The following is a 20,827-nucleotide window of genomic DNA, read 5'->3' on the forward strand; positions in this document are numbered from 1 at the left end:
AAGGGGATAGCAAGGCGGTCAAACGACCTCAGACTCGGGGTATTCGACCACCAGACGGCGAGGTGCAACGCGGCCTTCATCGTCGATAACGCCCATACCAATAAACTTCCGCGCGTCGCCTTCTGTGATGCGTACCATCCCCGAATCCGGGGCGTTGGCGGCACGTACCGCCTGTCCCAATTTCAGGTATCCGGCAACGACTTCCGGCAGATTAACCTCAGGAAATTCCTGAACAGCGCTGTCCATCGGCAGAAGTAAGGGATCAAGCAGCGCGCCGACTGGCTGCTCTTCTTCAGCGGCACGCTCGGCCAATACTTGCAGCTGTGCCAACGTGACCATACGTTCTATCGGATAAGTTGCCACCTGCAGACGGCGCAGATAAATTACATGAGCGCCACAACCGAGTTTTTCACCCAGATCGTCAATGATAGTACGGATATAGGTGCCTTTCGAACAATGGATCTCCAGTTCCAGCTCGTCCCCTTCCCAACGAATCTGCTGCAGCTCATAGACCGTAATTTCACGCGCTTCGCGTGGAACGGTCTGACCCTGACGGGCATATTCGTATAGCGGGCGCCCCTGATATTTCAGTGCAGAAAACATGGACGGGACCTGTGGGGTCGTACCGCGAAATGCATCCAACGCCTGCGCCAACGCTTCGGGGGTGAACGTAACGGGACGCTCTTCGACGACGTTACCATCGGCATCCGACGTATCAGTCCGCTGGCCCAACCGAGCAATGACGCGATAACGTTTGTCCGAGTCCAGCAAATATTGGGAAAACTTGGTCGCTTCACCCAGACAAATCGGCAGCATACCCGTCGCGAGCGGATCCAGTGCGCCAGTATGTCCGGCCTTGTTGGCATTGAAGAGACGTTTAACTTTTTGCAGCACATCGTTAGACGATGTTCCCTGCTGTTTATCCAGCAGCAGAACGCCATGAACGTCCCGGCCGCGACGACGAGGACGCCCCATCAGTCCTCCCGATCTTCATCCGAAGAGGAAGAAGAGCGACGCTCGGCATCTTTTCTAACGACATTGGTCACCAGATTCGACATCCGCATACCTTCAACCAACGAGTTGTCGTAGGAGAAGGTCAGCTCAGGCACCACGCGCAGGCGCATCGCTTTACCCAGCAGTACGCGAATAAATCCGGAAGCGTCTTGCAACGCTTTGATGCCGGTTTTCACCTGCTCTGGCTCGTTATCGTTCAGAAAGGTCACGAAAACTTTGGCGTAAGCCAGGTCGCGGGACATTTCAACCCCGGAGACGGTCGCCATACCCACGCGAGGATCTTTCACTTCGCGCTGAAGAATAATGGCGATCTCTTTTTGCATTTCCTGCGCCACACGCTGTGTGCGGCTATATTCTTTTGCCATGATAAACCTCACGGAAAAATGAGGGGGCACAAGGCCCCCTCATTGGAAAAGTAGAATGGTGCGGCGATGAAAGCATTACGCAATAGAGCGCTTAATCTCTATAATTTCAAATACTTCAATCATGTCGCCAGAACGAACATCGTTGTAGTTCTTAACGCCGATACCACATTCCATGCCGTTACGAACTTCGTTGACGTCATCTTTGAAGCGACGCAGGGATTCCAGCTCGCCTTCGTAGATAACGACGTTATCACGCAGTACACGGATCGGGTTATGACGTTTAACCACGCCCTCGGTCACCATACAGCCTGCGATTGCGCCAAATTTCGGTGATTTGAACACGTCGCGAACTTCAGCCAGACCAATGATTTCCTGCTTGTACTCAGGCGCCAGCATACCGCTCATCGCCTGCTTCACTTCATCAATCAGGTCATAGATGACTGAGTAATAGCGCAGATCCAGACTTTCTGCTTCGACGACTCGGCGAGCGGAAGCGTCTGCACGCACGTTGAAGCCCAACAGGATAGCGTTGGATGCCGCGGCCAGCGTAGCGTCCGTTTCAGTAATCCCACCCACGCCAGAGCCGACAATTTTGACTTTTACTTCATCGGTGGACAGCTTCATCAGAGAGTCGGAAATCGCTTCGCAAGAACCCTGTACGTCGGACTTCAACACGATGTTCAGTTCAGAAACTTCGCCTTCGCTCATGTTAGCAAACATGTTTTCCAGTTTAGATTTCTGCTGGCGAGCCAGTTTAACTTCGCGGAATTTACCCTGACGATACAGCGCAACTTCACGTGCTTTCTTCTCGTCGCGAACGACAGTGGCTTCGTCACCTGCTGCCGGCACGCCGGACAGGCCCAGGATTTCGACGGGAATAGAGGGGCCAGCAGAGGCGACTTCACGCCCCAACTCGTCACGCATCGCACGCACACGGCCGTACTCGAAGCCACACAGGACGATATCACCTTTGTTCAAGGTACCTTCACGGACCAGGACAGTCGCAACCGGACCACGGCCTTTATCCAGGAAGGATTCGATTACCGCTCCGCTTGCCATGCCGTTACGGATGGCCTTCAGCTCCAGGACTTCCGACTGCAGCAAGATAGCATCCAGTAGTTCATCAATACCCGTACCCGATTTGGCGGACACGTGTACGAACTGGCTTTCACCGCCCCAATCTTCCGGCATGATGCCGTGCTGAGACAGTTCGGTTTTAACGCGATCCGGGTCGGCTTCCAGCTTATCGATTTTGTTTACAGCAACGACAACCGGCACTTTGGCGGCTTTAGCATGCTGAATAGCTTCGATAGTCTGCGGCATCACGCCATCATCTGCGGCAACCACCAGAACGACGATATCTGTCGCCTGAGCACCACGTGCGCGCATTGCGGTAAACGCGGCGTGTCCCGGGGTATCCAGGAACGTGATCATGCCATTGTCGGTTTCTACGTGGTAGGCACCGATGTGCTGGGTAATGCCACCCGCTTCGCCGGAAGCGACTTTGGTAGAACGGATATAGTCGAGCAGAGAGGTTTTACCATGGTCAACGTGACCCATGATAGTGACGACAGGCGCGCGCGGTTCAGCAGCAGCACCGGTATCACGATCGCTCATCAGCGCTTCTTCCAGCTCATTTTCACGACGCAAGATCACTTTGTGACCCATTTCTTCCGCCACGAGCTGAGCCGTTTCCTGATCGATAACCTGGTTGATAGTCGCCATTGCGCCCAGACGCATCATCGTTTTGATGACCTGAGAGCCTTTAACGGCCATCTTGTTCGCGAGTTCAGCCACCGTCACGGTTTCGCCAATCACTACATCGCGGTTAACCGCCTGGGCAGGCTTGTTGAAGCTCTGCTGCAGAGTGCTTGGTTTACGTTTGCCTTTACCGCCGCGAGTGACAGCGCGAGCCTCTTCGCGATCGGCTTTAGATTCAGACAGGCGGTTGCCTTTCTTCTGCTTGGTCGCTTTGCCGCCGCGAGTGCGAGCACGACGTTCGCCTTCGACCTTGCGATCGTTTTCATCTTCGGCTTCACGTGCGTGATGCGATGTGGTTACGTGATAGTCAGAAGTTTCGGTTTCGTCTTTCTGATTTTCCCAACGACCGGCGTTTTCCTCAGCCATGCGGCGAGCTTCTTCTGCCACGCGACGGGCTTCTTCTTCAACCTTCTGGCGTGCCGCTTCTTCCGCTTTTCGCTTGAGTTCAGCTGCTTCGGCTTCGCGACGCGCTTTCTCAGCCTGAGCTGGTTTGGTCATGGTGTTGTTTTGTTGATTGGTCACTTTTTCTTTTTCCGCTCCGTCGCGCTTAGCCTTGTCGGCGGCCTCACGTCTGGCTTGATCTTCAGCGGCACGCTTCGCTTTTTCAGCCGCTTCGCGCTGGGCTTTTTCTTCCGCCTCGCGTTTAGTCTGCTCTTCTGCAGCACGTTGTGCCTGTTCTTCCGCTTCACGCCGCGCCAACTCTTCTTCGGAGGTCTGCTGACCTTCCACAGAATCGCGTTTTACATAAGTACGTTTCTTGCGGACTTCGATCTGTACCGCTTTACTCTTACCACCGGTGCTTGGAACATTCAATGTGCTGCGCGTTTTGCGCTGCAGCGTCAGTTTTCCCGGCGCACTGCCGCGTTCACGGTTCAGGTGCGCCAGCAAGCTTTCTTTCTCGTGCTGGGTCACAGAGTCTGATGCGGACTTGGTTATACCGGCATCAGCAAACTGCTGTATCAGGCGGTCAACCGGAGTCTGAATCTCTGCGGCCAGCGATTTTACGGTTACATCTGTCATGCTGTTCCTTTCCTGCTACAGTTCGTTATTCGTTGTTGTCGCCAAACCAACAGATATTACGCGCGGCCATAATCAGCTCACCGGCTTGCTTCTCATCAAGCTCTTCAATATCTGTCAGGTCATCGACACCCTGCTCAGCAAGATCTTCCAGCGTACATACGCCGCGTGCAGCCAGAGCAAACGCCAGCTCACGGGACAAACCAGGCAGGTTTAGCAAATCATCGGCTGGCTGACCGTCACCAAGGCTTTCCTCGCGAGCCAGCGCCAATGTTGTCAACGCTGCCTTCGCACGGTCACGCAGCGCTTCAATCGTTTCTTCATCCAGCCCGTCAATCTCAAGCAGTTCTTTGATCGGCACATAGGCCAGCTCTTCTAAGGTGGAGAAGCCTTCTTCCACTAGAACAATGGCGAATTCTTCGTCGATGCTTAGATGCTTAGTAAAGACATCAATCGCCGCATGCGCTTCGGCCTGATGTTTGGCCTGCAGGTCTTCAATCGTCATCACGTTCAGTTCCCAGCCGCTGAGCTGTGATGCCAGGCGAACGTTCTGACCGTTACGGCCGATAGCCTGAGCCAGGTTTCCTGACTCTACGGCAATGTCCATGGTGTGATTGTCTTCATCTACCACGATAGAGGCAACATCTGCGGGCGCCATGGCGTTGATGACGAACTGAGCAGGATTGTCATCCCACAGGACGATATCGATACGCTCACCACCCAGTTCACTGGAAACGGCTTGAACGCGCGCGCCGCGCATACCCACACAAGCGCCGACGGGGTCGATGCGTTTGTCGTTAGTCTTAACGGCTATTTTAGCGCGTGAACCTGGATCGCGGGCCGCAGCTTTGATTTCGATGACTTCTTCGCCGATTTCCGGTACTTCAATGCGGAACAGTTCAATCAGCATTTCAGAACGAGAACGACTGACGAATAGCTGAGCACCACGCGCTTCAGGGCGAACCGCATACAGTACGCCGCGAATACGGTCGCCAGGGCGGAAGTTTTCACGCGGGAGCATATCTTCACGGCCAATCACCGCTTCGGCGTTGCTGCCGAGATCCAGAGAGATGTTATCGCGGGTGACTTTCTTAACAACGCCGGTAACGATTTCACCTTCTTGCTCGCGGAACTGATCGACCACCATGGCACGTTCAGCTTCACGCACTTTCTGTACGATAACCTGCTTGGCGGTTTGGGTGGTGATGCGGTCGAAAGTCACAGATTCGATCTGGTCTTCGACATAGCCGCCCAGCTCAATGCTTGGGTCTTCGAATTGCGCTGCTTCCAGCGTAATTTCACGGGTGGGCTGCGTCACTTCATTGACGGCTACCCAACGGCGGTAGGTGTCAAAATCGCCGGTTTTGCGGTCGATGCAGACACGGACGTCAATTTCCTGCTCGTATTTTTTCTTGGTTGCCGTTGCCAGTGCGATTTCCAATGCTTCGAAAATCTTTTCACGCGGAACAGCTTTCTCATTGGAAACTGCTTCAACAACAGCCAGAATCTCTTTGTTCATCCTAGTTGCCTCATCCAAACTTTAAAAGTGGGGTACCAGATTCGCTTTCTGGATGTTGCTCAGCGCGAACACTTCATCTTTGCCTTCCACCGTTACCGTGATCATCTCACCTTCAACGGCTTTGATTATTCCTTGCCATTTACGGCGGTTCTGGACAGCCATACGCAATACCAGACTCACTTCTTCACCGAGGAAACGCACGTAGTGTTCGGCCGTGAATAAAGGACGATCCAGACCTGGCGAAGATACTTCCAGGTTATAAGCCACGGTGATCGGATCTTCAACATCCAACACCGCACTGACCTGATGGCTGACATCAGCACAATCATCAACAGTGATCCCATCGTCACTATCAATATAGATACGCAGCGTCGATTGGCGACCCCGGACGAACTCAATGCCCACCAGCTCAAAGCCTAATGCTGCAACGGGTGCTGAAATCATCTCTGTTAACTTTTGCTCTAATGTGGACAAGCCCACCCCCAAGACATAAAAAAAGGGCTTAATAGCCCAGTAATTCTGTTGTCAGATAACAAAAAACCCCGATATACGGGGCTTTATGCAACTGGACCCTATTACCACGGATAACCGCGGTATAACTTACCATTAAGAATTCTTTCAAAACCGACTGTGGAATCAATTGAAACTTACTGAGCAGCTTTGAAAGAAAACCTAAAGGAAAGTTAATTGGTTGCGGGGGCCGGATTTGAACCGACGACCTTCGGGTTATGAGCCCGACGAGCTACCAGACTGCTCCACCCCGCGTCCGAAAACGTGGCAAATATTACGCTGATAACCGCAAAAAAGCAAGTTATCTATAGGATTGGTACCGAGGACGGGACTTGAACCCGTAAGCCCAATTTGGGCACTACCACCTCAAGGTAGCGTGTCTACCAATTCCACCACCTCGGCATCACTTCTTACTTCTATAACTGGCAACAATTTTTGTTGCCGATAACGCTGTATTACTTAGGAATATCGCTCGACGGCGTAGCTGGTGCCGTGTTCTGCTGAGTTTGCGCCGGCTCAGGCTGACTTAAACTTTCCCATTCACTGCCTTTTTGGCTGTGGTTAGAACTCATATTGCCCAGAATCAGACTGATGACAAAGAACAACGTTGCCAAAACAGCCGTCGTACGGGTCATGAAATTGCTTGAGCCGTTTGAGCCAAACAGGGTAGCTGACGCACCCGCTCCGAACGAGGCACCCATATCGGCACCTTTACCTTGCTGCAGCATGATCAACACAACCAGACCAATGGATACCAGCAGGAAAATAACTAAAAGCGCTTCGTACATAGATGTACCTATTACTTTATCCCCAACTTTTCATGAGGATGCTGAATTCTTGCGGCTTAACCGCTCGCCATCCGCAGTCGGAATACAAAAGCTATCCCTTATAAAGCGGGTTTGAATACTAACCAAAGCATTCTGTCTAAGCAAGGCTAATTTGGCTCGCAATGATTGATTGGGGAAAAAAACAGCGACGGAATTGACTTGTTCGAGAAGTCTTTAATTATCTAGCTGATTCTTCAGAAATTTAACGCCATCAGCGGACACTAGAATTTTGCCGATGACGTTTCCATTTTAGAGGAGATGTTATCCCACCGCTTTCACGGCATCGGCAATCGAATTGGCTAAAGCCGTCACCGTAGTCTCATCTTCACCTTCAACCATGACTCGGATCAGCGGTTCGGTGCCCGATTTACGTAACAGGACACGACCGCGACCGCCGAGCTGTGACTCCGCATCCAGCGCAGCCTGTTTAACCGCGTCGCTTTCCAGCGGATCATCTAGGCCGGCGAAGCGGACGTTGACCAGCACCTGTGGAAACAATTTCATGCCGCTACACAAATCGTGCAACGTCATGTGGTTGCGGGCCATTGCGGTCAAAACTTGCAACCCTGCGATAATACCGTCCCCCGTGGTCGTTTTATCCAGCAGGATAACGTGGCCTGAATTTTCAGCGCCAATACGCCAGCCTTTGGACTGCATCAGTTCTAACACATAACGGTCCCCGACCTTGGCTCTAGCGAACGGAATGCCAAGCTGTTTGAGAGCAAGCTCCAGACCCATATTGCTCATCAACGTACCGACAGCACCACCACGGAGCTGGCCTTGGCGTAAGCCTTCGCGTGCGATGATGTACAGAATTTGATCGCCATCGACCTTGTTACCCTGGTGGTCGACCATAATCAGACGATCGCCATCTCCGTCAAAGGCCAAGCCCACATCGGCTTTTTCAGCTAGCACCCGACTCTGAAGCTGCCTTACATCCGTTGCACCACACTCTTCATTGATGTTCATTCCGTTGGGGTTACAACCAATGGTGATCACCGTCGCGCCCAACTCTCTCAGCACGCTGGGCGCAATGTGATAAGTCGCGCCGTTGGCACAGTCCACCACGATTTTGAGGCCGTTAAGGTTAAGCTCGCTCGGGAAGGAGCCTTTGCAGAATTCGATGTAACGACCTGCCGCATCCACAATTCGGCTCGCTTTACCGAGTTCGGAAGACTCAACGCAGGTGATTGCCTTTTCCATTTCGGCTTCGATCGCTTCCTCAACTTCGTCAGGCAATTTGGTGCCGTCGATGGAAAAGAACTTGATGCCGTTATCGTAGAACGGGTTATGGGAAGCCGAGATCACGATGCCAGCTTCCGCCCTGAAGGTGCGAGTCAAATAGGCTACGGCGGGCGTTGGCATCGGCCCCGTGAAGGACGCCGATAACCCCGCGGCAGCCAAACCGGCTTCCAGCGCAGATTCAAGCATATAACCCGAAATTCGGGTGTCTTTACCAATGATGATCTTTCTGGAGCCATGTCGAGCCAAAACCTTCCCGGCCGCCCAGCCCAGCTTTAATACGAAATCGGGGGTAATGGGAGAGTCACCGACTTTGCCACGAATACCGTCAGTACCAAAATATTTACGGCTGCTCGTCATCTTTTATTCCTTAGCTGAAAGTGTAGCTTCAACAACACGCATAGCATCCACGGTTGCTTTTACGTCATGAACTCGAATGATCCTGGCTCCCTTTAGCGCAGCAATTACTGCGCAGGCGACACTGCCATAAACACGTTCTTTAGGCGGAACGTTAAGCAGTTGGCCAATCATTGATTTTCTGGACATCCCCACCAGCAGGGGCAAACCAAATTGATGCAGGCTTTCCATATGAGCCAGCAAGCTATAGTTGTGCTGCAGGTTTTTGCCGAATCCAAATCCGGGGTCGAGCAATATTTGCTCGCGAGGAATTCCTGCAGTGGTGCAGCGACTGAGATGATGCTCGAAAAAGGTGACAACATCCTTCATCAGGTCATCGTAGTGCGGAGCCTGTTGCATCGTTTGCGGCAATCCTTGCATATGCATTAGGCATACGGGAAGTTGAGTCTCGGCGGCGGCACTCAACGCGCCCGTTTCCTGCAAAGAGCGCACATCGTTGATCAGATGCGCTCCAGCGGCCGCCGCCTCAGCGATCACTTCCGGTTTTGAGGTGTCGACGGATATCCATACCTCAAAGCGTTGCGACAATGCTTCTACGACGGGGATTACGCGGTCCAGCTCTTCCGAGACGCTGACTTCATCCGCACCAGGCCGTGTTGACTCGCCGCCGACATCGATGAACGTTGCGCCAGCCATGACCATATCCTGTGCATGAAACAGCGCTTTATCGAGAGTATTGTGTTGGCCGCCATCGGAAAACGAATCCGGCGTCACATTCAAGATGCCCATCACCTGCGGGCAGGAGAGATCAATGACCGATCCCCGAGCGTTCAATTTCATTCCTTCTTCCTCAAAACCACAGCCCGCCCATGGCGCTATGCCTGGACGTAATCAGCAAAAAACCCCGGCAAGCCGGGGTTTATAAACTACTGGTGTCAGTTTCAACAACACGCTGTCACACCGCGCTTACTTGTCGCTCAATGGACCTGACATAGCATTGCCCGTGCCAGGCTTCTCCGGTTCATCAACCGGGGTCGGCGCATTAGGCGTTCCGCTATCATCAGAGTTGTTATTGTTGGACGAAGGTTCTTCCCAGCCAGCCGGCGGACGAACATCCTTGCGCCCCATTAGATCATCGATCTGCGGCGCATCGATGGTTTCATATTTCATCAATGCATCCTTCATGGAATGCAGGATATCCATATTCGCCATCAACAATTCGCGAGCACGTTGATAGTTACGTTCGATCAAGGCCTTAACTTCCTGATCGATGATGCGAGCCGTTTCGTCCGACATGTGTTTCGCTTTCGCCACGGAGCGACCGAGGAAAACTTCCCCTTCTTCTTCCGCATACAGCAAGGGTCCCAGCTTTTCTGAGAAGCCCCACTGCGTCACCATGTTACGAGCGATAGAGGTCGCAACCTTGATGTCATTGGAAGCCCCCGTAGAAACATGCTCAGAACCATAAATGATTTCTTCAGCCAGACGACCGCCGTACAGCGTTGAGATCTGACTTTCCAGCTTCTGACGACTGGCGCTAATCGCATCACCCTCCGGGAGGAAGAAAGTCACGCCCAGTGCGCGTCCACGCGGAATAATGGTCACTTTATGAACGGGATCATGCTCAGGCACCAGGCGTCCGATGATGGCGTGACCCGCTTCGTGATAAGCAGTCGACTCTTTTTGAGATTCCGTCATCACCATAGACCGGCGTTCTGCACCCATCATGATCTTATCTTTGGCTTTCTCAAACTCGACCATGGAGACGACACGCTTGCTGCCACGTGCGGCGAACAATGCTGCTTCATTGACCAGGTTAGCCAAGTCGGCGCCGGAGAACCCCGGCGTGCCGCGAGCAATGACAGAGGCATCAATATCCGGTGATAGTGGTACGCGACGCATGTGAACTTTCAGAATCTGCTCACGACCACGGACATCCGGCAGTCCTACAACAACCTGACGGTCAAAACGACCTGGACGCAGTAATGCGGGGTCCAGCACGTCAGGGCGGTTCGTTGCAGCAATGACGATGATACCTTCATTCCCCTCAAAACCATCCATTTCCACTAGCATCTGGTTCAGCGTCTGCTCACGTTCATCGTGACCGCCACCCAAACCAGCGCCACGCTGGCGACCGACAGCATCGATTTCATCGATAAAGATGATGCATGGCGCTGCTTTTTTCGCTTGTTCGAACATGTCACGAACACGAGATGCGCCCACGCCCACGAACATTTCGACAAAATCAGAACCGGAAATGGTGAAGAATGGGACTTTAGCTTCACCCGCGATAGCTTTCGCAAGCAAGGTTTTACCGGTACCAGGAGGGCCGACCATCAGCACGCCTTTCGGAATTTTACCGCCCAACTTTTGGAAACGGCTAGGCTCACGCAGATATTCGACCAGCTCGGCCACTTCTTCTTTGGCCTCATCACATCCGGCTACGTCCGCAAACGTCGTTTTGATCTGGTCTTCGGTGAGCATGCGTGCTTTGCTTTTGCCGAACGACATGGCGCCTTTGCCACCACCGCCCTGCATTTGACGCATGAAGAAAATCCAGACGCCGATCAAAAGAAGCATCGGGAACCATGAGATAAAGATCGAAGCCAACAGGCTCGGTTCTTCTGGCGGTTCGCCGACTACTTTTACGTTTTTAGTCAGAAGGTTATCCAGCAACTTGGGATCGTTGACAGGAATATAGGTCGTGTATCGGTTGCTGTCTTTTTTGACCACAGTGATCTCACGCCCATTGATTCGTGCTTCACGGACCTGATCCTGATTCACTTCAGTTAAAAAGGTTGAATAATCCACCCTACGGCCATTCGACTCGCTGGGCCCAAAGCTCTGGAATACAGACATCAGCACGACTGCGATGACTAACCAGAGAATCAGGTTTTTCGCCATGTCACTCAAGGGATTAACCTCATATTACAACTGTGTTAAAAAATAGCGTAAGGGTACTACAGTTTACGCCCTGTCGCTACAATGTACACCTCGCGGGACCTGGCCCGGGAGGATTCAGGCTTACGCGTCTTCACCGTCGTAAACAGGGATCGTACTTCACGCAAATACTCGTCAAAGCCTTCTCCCTGAAATACTTTAACGACGAAACTGCCGCCCGGAGCCAAGATATCTCGACACATCTCCAACGCAAGTTCCACCAGATACATGGAACGCGGAATATCGACTGCCGGAGTACCGCTCATGTTAGGGGCCATGTCGGACATCACCACCTGAACTTTCTGATCGCCAACCCTTTCGAGCAACGCTTTCAGTACCATTTCATCGCGAAAGTCGCCCTGAAGAAAGTCGACGCCCACGATAGGATCCATCGGTAAAAGATCGCAGGCAATAATCCGACCTTTGCCGCCGATTTGGCTGACGACATACTGCGACCAACCGCCTGGAGCGGCCCCCAGGTCCACCACGGTCATACCGGGTTTAAACAGTTTGTCGCTCTGTTGTATAGCATCAAGTTTAAACCAAGCGCGTGAGCGAAGCCCTTTTTTCTGCGCTTGCTGCACATATTTATCGCTAAAGTGTTCCTGCAACCAACGACTGGAACTCGCAGAACGCTTTTTGTTAGCCATCTATTTTCCAACTATTCTTAATTAAGGCGCTTTTGTCGTACCGAACGTCTCATTGGGTGCCAACCAACCACTCTACAATGGTGATAATGATGAGATGGCGGTAGAATGACCCGTTTTCAATCCCAACCTAAGCAAAAAAGACCATGAATCTGAGTAACAAACAAAAACAGCACCTGAAAGGCCTGGCACATCCGTTGAAACCGGTTGTCCTGTTAGGCAACAACGGCCTTACCGAGGGTGTACTGGCTGAGATCGAGCAGGCTTTAGAACATCACGAACTGATCAAAGTAAAAATCGCTGCTGAGGATCGTGAAACCAAAGGGTTAATCGTCGATGCGATCCTGCGCGAAGCCAAAGCCGTCAAAGTCCAGGTCATTGGCCACACCTTGGTGCTCTATCGTGCCGCTAAAGAACGGAAAATTGTATTGCCACGATAACATTTTTTACCTCAGGTTACTTTGCATTGACTGCAAAGTGCCATGACCTCTGGTAAGAGAAAAGGCCGCATGCGGCCTTTTTCTTTTCTTTACAAATACTGTCGATATCACGAGCAATCAAAGGTACTCGACCTTCAAAATCTCATATTCCACCAGCCCCCCTGGGGTGTTGATGGCGACGATATCGTCTTCTTCTTTGCCGATTAAGCCGCGCGCGATGGGCGAGTTAACCGAGATAAGGTTTTGTTTGAAGTCAGCCTCATCATCGCCAACGATGCGATAGGTCTGTTCTTCTTCTGTATCGACATTCATCACTGTAACAGTGGAGCCGAAAATAACACGACCGTTAGCGGCCATTTTAGTGACGTCGATCACCTGAGCGTTTGAAAGCTTCGCTTCAATTTCCTGAATGCGGCCTTCGCAGAACCCCTGCTGCTCACGGGCTGCGTGGTATTCCGCATTCTCCTTCAGGTCACCATGTTCGCGCGCGTCAGCAATCGCCGAAATGATTTCTGGTCGGCGAACCATTTTCAAATACTCAAGTTCTTCGCGTAACTTTTCAGCACCACGTAACGTCATCGGAAACTGTTTCATATTGTCTATACCTCTAAAAATCCATAGGACTTAAATCACCGTCTTCCTGACGCGATAGAATTAACGTGCGACGGGGTGTCTTTTTTCTGCAGCGTACCCCTGGCAATTCAAACAAAAGCGGCCCAGCCCGGAAATAATTTTTCCAGGGCAGGCTCGGTTTTGCATTTTGATACGTATTTTACCCCAGAGTTCCATGGGGATCATCGTTTACTTTAGCCTACTTAGGGCCGTAGTATTGCCACACGTTACCCTGTGCTAAACCGAGATTATGCGTTTTTTATCTATTGTTACCGGCCTTCTCTGCACCTGTATTCTGCATACTGCCTCGGCTGCCGCCCCGGTAGAGGACTATATACAATACCTGCCTCACGGCGCCAATCTGGCGTTAGTGGTGCAGAAAGTCGGGGCGCCATCTCCCGCGCTTGATTATCACAGCCAACAAATGGCGCTCCCGGCCAGCACGCAAAAAGTCATTACTGCATTGGCGGCATTGCTCCAGCTCGGTCCTGACTTTCGGTTTACGACCACAATGGAAAGCGCAGGCTCCGTCAGTAACGGCGTTTTGCGTGGAAATCTGATTGTGCGTTTCAGCGGCGATCCAACGTTGAAACGCCAGCAGATTCGTTCCATGGTACAGGGATTGAAAAAAAATGGTATCCACGAAATTACCGGCGATGTGCTAATCGATACCTCCGTATTCGCCAGTCATGACAAAGCACCCGGCTGGCCGTGGAACGATATGACACAGTGTTTTAGCGCGCCCCCTGCCGCTGCCATCGTCGATAGAAACTGCTTCTCGGTATCGCTCTACAGCGCTCCCAACGCCGGTGAGAATGCTTTCATTCGCGTAGCCTCTTATTACCCCGTTCAGATGTTTAGCGAAGTCAGAACGCTCGCGAAAGGCTCACCCGACGCGCAATATTGTGAACTTGATGTTGTTCCGGGAGAACTCAATCGCTTTACCCTTACCGGCTGCTTAACGCAGCGTTCAGACCCCCTCCCCCTGGCATTTGCCATTCAGGATGGCGGCAGTTATGCCGGCGCAATCGTAAAAGATGAATTGCTGGAAGCGGATGTCCGTATTGGCGGCAGCCTGCGCAGGCAAACCCGGCCGGGAATAACGGGAACAGTTTTGGCACAGACGCAGTCCGCCTCACTGCATGAACTCCTGACCATCATGCTGAAAAAATCAGACAACATGATTGCGGACACCGTTTTTCGCACCATCGGGCATGAACGATTCAATGTGCCCGGCACCTGGCGTGCAGGCTCGGATGCGGTGCGTCAGATCTTACGGCAGAAAGCAGGCGTCGATCTTGGCAACAGCGTCATCGTGGATGGTTCCGGCTTGTCGCGCCACAACCTCCTTGCGCCCGCTACCATGATGCAGGTGCTGCAATATATCGCTCAGCACGATAATGAGTTGAACTACATCAAGATGCTGCCGTTGGCGGGATATGACGGCACGCTTCGCTATCGAGGCGGATTACATGAAGCAGGCGTAGACGGCAAGGTTTCAGCAAAAACGGGAGCATTGCAGGGCGTGTACAATCTGGCTGGCTTTATCACGACGTCCAGCGGTCAGAGAATGGCCTTCGTACAGTATCTCTCTGGGTACTCCGCAGATGACGAGAAAACGCGTCGTGTTCCTCTGGTTCGCTTTGAGAGCAGACTCTACAAAGATATTTATCAGAACAATTAAAGCGCGTGGAAGCCTAGATAAAAAACACCCTTATCTGCATAAGCAGATAAGGGTAATTGATACAACAAGCAAACTTTTATTATTCGTGAACAACGTCAGGCTTAATGCTGGTAGATAATCTCCACGCCATCATCGTCTTCTTCGTCCCAGTCATCGTCCCACTCTTCTTCTGCTTCGTCTTTCACCGTTTCCAGCTGTTCACGATGATAGTCATCCCACATGAACTCCACTTTCTCTGGTGTCGATTTCTCGTCTTCCGCCTGCATTTTCGGCTGAGTTTTGAGGAAACTCATCACATCCCAACAGAGCGCATTGACGCCATCACGACTCGCGGCGGAAATCAGATAATAATGACCTTCCCACGCCAACGCGGCCGCGATATCACGTGCGCGTTTTTCAGCTTCGTCTTTGTCCAGCAAATCGCTTTTGTTAAAGACCAGCCAGCGCGGCTTCTCAGCCAGAGTTTCACTGTACTGATGAAGTTCGTTGATGATGACTTTCGCGTTTTCGATCGGATCGGACTCGTCTATCGGCGCCAGATCAATCAGGTGAAGCAGCACGCGGCAACGTTCCAAATGTTTCAGGAACCGGATACCCAGACCTGCGCCTTCGGAGGCCCCTTCAATCAGGCCTGGGATATCAGCGACGACGAAGCTTTGTTCGCTATCCATACGCACAACACCCAGGCTCGGAACCAATGTTGTAAACGGATAGTCTGCCACTTTAGGTTTAGCCGCAGACACAGCACGAATAAACGTTGATTTACCCGCGTTCGGCAAACCCAACATCCCTACATCGGCCAACAGCAGCAGCTCCATCAGCAGTTCGCGTTCTTCACCCGGCGTGCCGTTCGTTTTTTGACGAGGCGCCCGGTTAACTGAGGATTTAAAGCGGGTGTTGCCCAGACCGTGCCATCCCCCTTTCGCTACCATCAGGCGTTGCTGATGACGGGTCATATCCCCCAAAATTTCCCCTGTGCCAGTATCTTTAATACGGGTCCCGACAGGAACTTTGATGGTGATATCCTTACCCCGTTTGCCGGTACAGTCGCGGCTTTGACCATTCTGACCACGTTCTGCGCGAAACGATTTTTCGAAGCGATAGTCGATCAGGGTGTTCAGGTTTTCATCGGCAACGAGATAAACGTCGCCACCATCGCCACCGTCCCCACCATCCGGGCCGCCGTTAGGGATATATTTTTCACGACGGAAGCTAACACAACCATTACCACCATCGCCAGCCACCACCAGAATGTTGGCTTCATCTACAAACTTCATGAACTCTCTCCGCAAAAAAACCAATAGAGAATAATTGACTTTTTTTGACTGTTATTGGTTCTCTTTGGCGTAACTCTTTGATTTTATTAAGGGCAGCTTTTGAAGCCATCCGTCACTGAAAACGACGCAGTCAGAACCATCACGGTAAAATGGGCGCTGATTGTACCTGCTTAGCGCGAAGATTTCACCTGTATTAAAAATAAACAGTCATCACGGCCCGTGAGGATTGACCGACAAGCCGAATCATTTACCGTCTGAATTGATGCCCGGGACTTCGCTTAACTGCTGTTTTATCGGAAAAAAACGATGCCCAATCGCTGAAAACATCGCCCCAGCCACGACCACGAACGCACCGATGTAACCGATAAAATTTAGCGAGAGAGGTGTAAAGACTAAAGGCCACCCTAATGCCAATAAATCGGAAAACATCAATGTAAACAGAGGGGTTAGAGTAATAATGGCGCTGACCTGAGCCGCCTGCCAACGTGCCATTGCCTCTGCCAGCGCACCATATCCTACAACTGTGTTTACGCCGCAAAAGACCAGGCACGCCAGTTGCCAACGACTCAGTTGAAACACGACGTCAGGTTTTGCTATCGGCGTGATAAAAATCACGCACAGTACGTAGAGCAGAAACAGGAGCTGTTGGGATGACAGTCGTCGTAGAAGGACTTTTTGAGCGACGCCATAAGTGACCCAAACCGCCGCGGCCCCCACACCTAATAGGACGCCCAACGTGTAATCACTCAGACGGGTAAAAATCTCAATTAGGCTGGTGTTGAAAAACATCAACAAACCGCTCAATAGCGTAATCGCGCCAATCACCTGAGTCACACGCATTTTTTCTTTCAGAATGAGAACGCTGGCAAACATCATCCCAACTGGGGAGAGTTGGCCGATAACTTGAGAAGCCGTGGGGCTAAGATACTTTAATGACGAGCTGAATAGGACAAAGTTGCCCAGCAGCCCGCACGTTGCGATAAGCAGCAATACCCACCAACGCCGACGCCGTAGCAAACGAAGTCGGGGCATCGTTCCTCTTAAGTAGAGAAGGATAAAAAGCCCGAACGAAGCCATCAGAAATCGATACCAAACAACGGTATATGGATCCATAACACTTAAAACTTGCTTCATGGCGATGGGCAAAGCGCCCCAGCAAACAGCCGTGGTTAAAGCCAGGCAGAGCCCCAAGCCAGCATTCTGTTTCATAGTGTTATCCGCAGCGGATGATATTTACAGTATCGCCAAACGAAAAAAGCCCTGCAACATGTGCAGGGCTTTTAAAAGGCTTAGAAACTGTAATTATTCAGCAACGATGCTGATAAATTTACGGTTTTTAGGACCTTTGATTTCGAACTGAACTTTACCGTTGGACAGTGCAAACAGCGTGTGGTCTTTACCACAACCAACGTTAGTACCAGCATGGAACTTGGTACCACGCTGACGGACGATGATGCTGCCTGCCAGAACGGATTCACCGCCGAAACGTTTTACGCCCAGGCGTTTACTTTCTGAGTCACGGCCGTTACGAGTGGAACCGCCAGCTTTTTTATGTGCCATTATTCGCTCTCCTAAAACTTAAGCGCTGATGCCGGTGATTTTCACCTCAGTGAACCACTGACGGTGACCAGCTTGTTTACGGTAGTGTTTACGGCGACGGAACTTAACGATTTTAACTTTCTCGCCACGACCGTGAGCAACAACTTCAGCCTTGATTTTACCGCCATCGACATAAGGAACGCCGATTTTGATGTCTTCACCATTAGCGATCATCAGAACCTGGTCAAACTCAACGGCTTCACCAGTTGCGATATCCAGCTTTTCCAAGCGAACGGTTTGACCTTCGCTTACTCGGTGTTGTTTACCACCACTTTGGAAAACTGCGTACATATAAAACTCCGCTTTCCGCGCACCCTATTGACTTTGGAAGTGCGCTATAAATATTCACAATAGGGCGCGAATTCTACGCAAAAATCCGAAGCATGACAAGTGCAGAATCGAGCAACATGAAGAAAAAGGATACAAGCCATTAACTGCCGTTTATCTGCGTCATTTTTCAAGTACAATCAACACAACCTTTTCTTATTTAACGCCGATCAAGAACATCAGTACGGCGATAGCGTTGAAGAAATCAGCTGGCAGATACAATGAATCTAGAACAAATTACAGCGTTGAGCTCCAAGGATATGTCCGCCGTTAATAAGATTATCCTGGAACATCTGTCCTCCGATGTCGCGCTTATCAATCAGTTGGGCCATTACATTGTCAGCGGCGGTGGGAAACGCATTCGGCCGATGATTGCTGTTCTGGCTGCCAGAGCTTTAGCCTACCAGGGCGACAAGCACGTTACCGTTGCGGCATTAATCGAATTCATCCACACCGCTACCCTCCTGCATGACGACGTGGTCGATGAATCCGACATGCGTCGGGGAAAAGCAACCGCAAATGCCGCCTTTGGCAACGCTGCCAGCGTCTTAGTCGGCGACTTTATCTATACACGCGCTTTTCAGATGATGACAGGGCTTGGTTCGTTGCAGGTTCTTACGGTGATGTCCGATGCGGTTAACGTCATCGCGGAAGGCGAGGTACTGCAGCTGATGAACTGTAACGATCCTAACATCACCGAAGACAGCTATATGCGCGTGATCTACAGCAAAACGGCACGCTTATTCGAAGCCGCCTCTCGGTCTTCCGCTATTTTGGCTGGCGCGACCGCAGAGCAAGAGAAAGCGTTGAAAGACTACGGACGTTATTTGGGAACCGCATTTCAGCTGATTGACGACTTGCTTGATTACAGCGCTGACGGCGAAACTCTGGGCAAAAACACCGGCGACGACCTGAATGAAGGCAAGCCTACCCTACCGCTGCTGCATGCCATGCGTCATGGTAACCCACAGCAAAGCGCTATGATCCGCGAGGCGATTGAACAAGGCAATGGTCGTCATTTACTGGCCCCGGTGCTGACGGCGATGCAGGAGTGCGGTTCGCTCGGCTATACACGCCAGCGAGCGGAAGAAGAAGCAGACAAAGCCATCAGCGCACTGCAATGTCTGCCAGAAACCCCTTATCGCCTAGCCTTAGAAGGGTTGGCGCACATGGCCGTTCAGCGAGAGTTCTGAACGTCCCCTTGGGTGTCGCTCGCTTGCGGCGAGCCGCCCAGTCGAGACAACATCGCCAGAGCACCTTCATGCAGAATGTGATTTATCAGTTGTGTGCGTTCGCTTCCTGTTAATTGGTGATAAACCTGAATCCACGTCGACAATAACTCAGTCTCTGCCGGCGTGGCATACTCTGGGACAGGTGACTCCTCCATCATCAGTGAATGCTTAACGCTGTCGGGTAAGCTCCAGATAGCGTATTCCACGCCTTTCCCCTGCACGCCTTTACGACGCCGTTTCTCCCAGCCGTTTTCTTTGGCCTTCTTATTCAGCCCCTGTCGGGACGTCGGTAATCCGGCCACACCCAATAATTCTTTAGTCGCAAACCACTTTTTATCCATATTTCCCTCCAAGTTGGCCTGACATTCCATGCTTAGCAATTCCCAATAGAACGAGAATAGACAATAGGATTACATAAAGTTTCCACATAATAGATCAACATAAAGGAAAGCTCTAATCATTAAACATAAGAAGAGACGTAATGCGTTAACGTAATCTAATGCGAGGAATCAGGCGCGAGCAATGAGGGGATAAGCGCAGGAAGCGCTGCCATTCCTGTAACAGGAATGGCAGAAAGATCATTCAGAGGTCTCGTTTGTAATGGGTGAGGTAGAAGGTGAGCACAACCCTAACTGTTTAAGAGTCGCATAGACGCCTTCTCGCATAATGTAGCTAATCAACTTTTCGCGCTCAGAGACTGAAAGTTGTTGATATATCTGCATCCACACCGGTAGCATATCCGATGGCTTCGCTGAATATTCTCCGGGTGTTTCCTGCATCAGCAATAAGGACTGCTGTACAGATTCGGGCAAGCTGTGGATGGAATATTCAACACCTCGCCCTTGCACACCTTTTCTGCGACGTTTTTCCCAACCATCTTCTCGGGCACGTTTATTCAATCCTTGCCGTGATTTAGGGAGTCCGCCGATGCCAACCAACTCGCTGGTCGCAAACCACTCTTTTTTCATGTCCATTTCATCCCGATAGTGCTACTCATTACAAAAAAAGATTTATTGGGAAATTATTTTGGAAATAATTAGAAAACTGATGATATATTATTTCCAAATAATGGTTTTTTAGTTAATGAAACCATTTAACCCAATTCGTTAGTTATACCACTAATACACTGTCGTCTTATAGCACTAAGGGAAGGATTATGAATTCAAGGAAACATGACTGGCACCCTGCTGATATCATTGCGGCGTTAAAGAAAAAAGGGACTACCCTTGCCGCGGTATCACGGTCTGCTGGATTAAGTTCGTCCACGCTTGCTAATGCTATATCTCGCCCATGGCCGAAAGGAGAGTGGCTGATTGCGGATGCGTTAGGGATACATCCTGCCGAAATCTGGCCCAGCCGTTACTATGATCCGGAGACAAACGAACTGCTCGATCGCAAAAAACTGATTCGACCGCAATGAATAAAAAAACCGGAGAAAAGATTCTCCGGTTTATGTT

General features: G+C 51.2%; 21 protein-coding genes and 2 tRNA genes. 4 read left to right on the top strand and 19 right to left on the bottom strand.

Annotated elements, in window-relative coordinates:
• Window positions 1-18 precede the first annotated feature (18 nt).
• From truB to rlmE, 12 genes are all read right to left on the bottom strand, one after another.
• Entirely contained in the window at window positions 19-975 is a 957-nt protein-coding gene (truB, locus tag BLU64_RS11520) for a tRNA pseudouridine(55) synthase TruB (protein WP_026742095.1), read from the bottom strand.
• Window positions 975-1,379 carry a 30S ribosome-binding factor RbfA gene (gene rbfA / locus BLU64_RS11525; protein ID WP_026739642.1) on the bottom strand — a complete coding sequence of 135 codons (405 nt, stop codon included), beginning with the start codon at window positions 1,377-1,379 and terminating at the stop codon, window positions 975-977. Before rbfA ends, truB begins: the two co-directional genes overlap by 1 nt.
• 75 nt (window positions 1,380-1,454) lie before the next feature.
• The gene (gene infB / locus BLU64_RS11530) at window positions 1,455-4,160 is read right to left on the bottom strand and encodes a translation initiation factor IF-2 (RefSeq protein WP_026742094.1); all 2,706 of its coding nucleotides are present in this window, start codon (window positions 4,158-4,160) and stop codon (window positions 1,455-1,457) included.
• Window positions 4,161-4,185: 25 nt separating this feature from the next.
• On the bottom strand, window positions 4,186-5,676 hold the full coding sequence (nusA, locus tag BLU64_RS11535) for a transcription termination factor NusA (RefSeq protein ID WP_026742093.1): 1,491 nt from the start codon (window positions 5,674-5,676) through the stop codon (window positions 4,186-4,188).
• A 21-nt stretch (window positions 5,677-5,697) separates the two neighbouring features.
• Window positions 5,698-6,150, bottom strand: coding sequence for a ribosome maturation factor RimP (rimP, locus tag BLU64_RS11540; RefSeq protein ID WP_026739639.1), 453 nt, complete (start codon window positions 6,148-6,150; stop codon window positions 5,698-5,700).
• Window positions 6,151-6,364: 214 nt separating this feature from the next.
• A tRNA-Met gene (locus tag BLU64_RS11545) sits at window positions 6,365-6,441 on the bottom strand.
• Window positions 6,442-6,500: 59 nt separating this feature from the next.
• A tRNA-Leu gene (locus BLU64_RS11550) sits at window positions 6,501-6,588 on the bottom strand.
• A gap of 53 nt (window positions 6,589-6,641) precedes the next feature.
• Complete coding sequence (gene secG, locus BLU64_RS11555) at window positions 6,642-6,974, bottom strand: preprotein translocase subunit SecG (protein WP_026742092.1); 333 nt, start codon at window positions 6,972-6,974, stop codon at window positions 6,642-6,644.
• Window positions 6,975-7,274: 300 nt separating this feature from the next.
• Complete coding sequence (gene glmM / locus BLU64_RS11560; RefSeq protein ID WP_026742091.1) at window positions 7,275-8,615, bottom strand: phosphoglucosamine mutase; 1,341 nt, start codon at window positions 8,613-8,615, stop codon at window positions 7,275-7,277.
• A gap of 3 nt (window positions 8,616-8,618) precedes the next feature.
• On the bottom strand, window positions 8,619-9,452 hold the full coding sequence (gene folP, locus BLU64_RS11565; protein ID WP_074728785.1) for a dihydropteroate synthase: 834 nt from the start codon (window positions 9,450-9,452) through the stop codon (window positions 8,619-8,621).
• Between the two features lie 126 nt (window positions 9,453-9,578).
• A complete protein-coding gene (gene ftsH, locus BLU64_RS11570) occupies window positions 9,579-11,525 on the bottom strand; it encodes an ATP-dependent zinc metalloprotease FtsH (RefSeq protein ID WP_071999749.1) in 1,947 nt (648 codons plus the stop codon).
• Window positions 11,526-11,572: 47 nt separating this feature from the next.
• Complete coding sequence (rlmE, locus tag BLU64_RS11575) at window positions 11,573-12,202, bottom strand: 23S rRNA (uridine(2552)-2'-O)-methyltransferase RlmE (protein ID WP_026739634.1); 630 nt, start codon at window positions 12,200-12,202, stop codon at window positions 11,573-11,575.
• 143 nt (window positions 12,203-12,345) lie between these two features.
• On the opposite strand from rlmE, the gene yhbY reads away from it, so the two are divergent.
• Window positions 12,346-12,639, top strand: a complete 294-nt coding sequence (gene yhbY / locus BLU64_RS11580; protein WP_026742088.1) for a ribosome assembly RNA-binding protein YhbY — start codon at window positions 12,346-12,348, stop codon at window positions 12,637-12,639.
• A gap of 117 nt (window positions 12,640-12,756) precedes the next feature.
• On the opposite strand, the gene greA is transcribed toward yhbY, so the two are convergent.
• The gene (gene greA / locus BLU64_RS11585; protein ID WP_026739632.1) at window positions 12,757-13,233 is read right to left on the bottom strand and encodes a transcription elongation factor GreA; all 477 of its coding nucleotides are present in this window, start codon (window positions 13,231-13,233) and stop codon (window positions 12,757-12,759) included.
• Window positions 13,234-13,501: 268 nt separating this feature from the next.
• Here greA and dacB point away from each other — a divergent pair, with 268 nt between their 5' ends.
• Window positions 13,502-14,935: a serine-type D-Ala-D-Ala carboxypeptidase gene (gene dacB / locus BLU64_RS11590; RefSeq protein ID WP_074728787.1), complete on the top strand. Its 1,434-nt coding sequence runs from the start codon at window positions 13,502-13,504 to the stop codon at window positions 14,933-14,935.
• A gap of 101 nt (window positions 14,936-15,036) precedes the next feature.
• Here dacB and cgtA read toward each other — a convergent pair whose 3' ends face one another.
• From cgtA to rplU, 4 genes are all read right to left on the bottom strand, one after another.
• A complete protein-coding gene (gene cgtA / locus BLU64_RS11595; RefSeq protein WP_074728789.1) occupies window positions 15,037-16,212 on the bottom strand; it encodes an Obg family GTPase CgtA in 1,176 nt (391 codons plus the stop codon).
• A gap of 243 nt (window positions 16,213-16,455) precedes the next feature.
• Window positions 16,456-17,421, bottom strand: coding sequence for a DMT family transporter (locus BLU64_RS11600; protein ID WP_026742084.1), 966 nt, complete (start codon window positions 17,419-17,421; stop codon window positions 16,456-16,458).
• Window positions 17,422-17,514: 93 nt separating this feature from the next.
• A complete protein-coding gene (gene rpmA / locus BLU64_RS11605; protein ID WP_026739628.1) occupies window positions 17,515-17,772 on the bottom strand; it encodes a 50S ribosomal protein L27 in 258 nt (85 codons plus the stop codon).
• An 18-nt stretch (window positions 17,773-17,790) separates the two neighbouring features.
• Complete coding sequence (gene rplU, locus BLU64_RS11610; protein ID WP_026739627.1) at window positions 17,791-18,102, bottom strand: 50S ribosomal protein L21; 312 nt, start codon at window positions 18,100-18,102, stop codon at window positions 17,791-17,793.
• A 257-nt stretch (window positions 18,103-18,359) separates the two neighbouring features.
• On the opposite strand from rplU, the gene ispB reads away from it, so the two are divergent.
• Complete coding sequence (gene ispB, locus BLU64_RS11615; protein ID WP_074728790.1) at window positions 18,360-19,331, top strand: octaprenyl diphosphate synthase; 972 nt, start codon at window positions 18,360-18,362, stop codon at window positions 19,329-19,331.
• Here ispB and BLU64_RS11620 read toward each other — a convergent pair.
• Together BLU64_RS11620 and BLU64_RS11625 are read right to left on the bottom strand one after the other, a co-directional pair.
• Entirely contained in the window at window positions 19,316-19,711 is a 396-nt protein-coding gene (locus BLU64_RS11620) for a DNA-binding protein (protein WP_026742082.1), read from the bottom strand. The genes ispB and BLU64_RS11620 overlap by 16 nt on opposite strands.
• A 237-nt stretch (window positions 19,712-19,948) precedes the next feature.
• Window positions 19,949-20,338, bottom strand: a complete 390-nt coding sequence (locus BLU64_RS11625) for a DNA-binding protein (protein ID WP_026739624.1) — start codon at window positions 20,336-20,338, stop codon at window positions 19,949-19,951.
• 188 nt (window positions 20,339-20,526) lie between these two features.
• On the opposite strand from BLU64_RS11625, the gene BLU64_RS11630 reads away from it, so the two are divergent.
• The gene (locus BLU64_RS11630; RefSeq protein ID WP_074728792.1) at window positions 20,527-20,790 is read left to right on the top strand and encodes a helix-turn-helix domain-containing protein; all 264 of its coding nucleotides are present in this window, start codon (window positions 20,527-20,529) and stop codon (window positions 20,788-20,790) included.
• Window positions 20,791-20,827: the final 37 nt, after the last annotated feature.

This window comes from Lonsdalea quercina (assembly GCF_900107885.1).
Lineage (GTDB): Bacteria > Pseudomonadota > Gammaproteobacteria > Enterobacterales > Enterobacteriaceae > Lonsdalea > Lonsdalea quercina.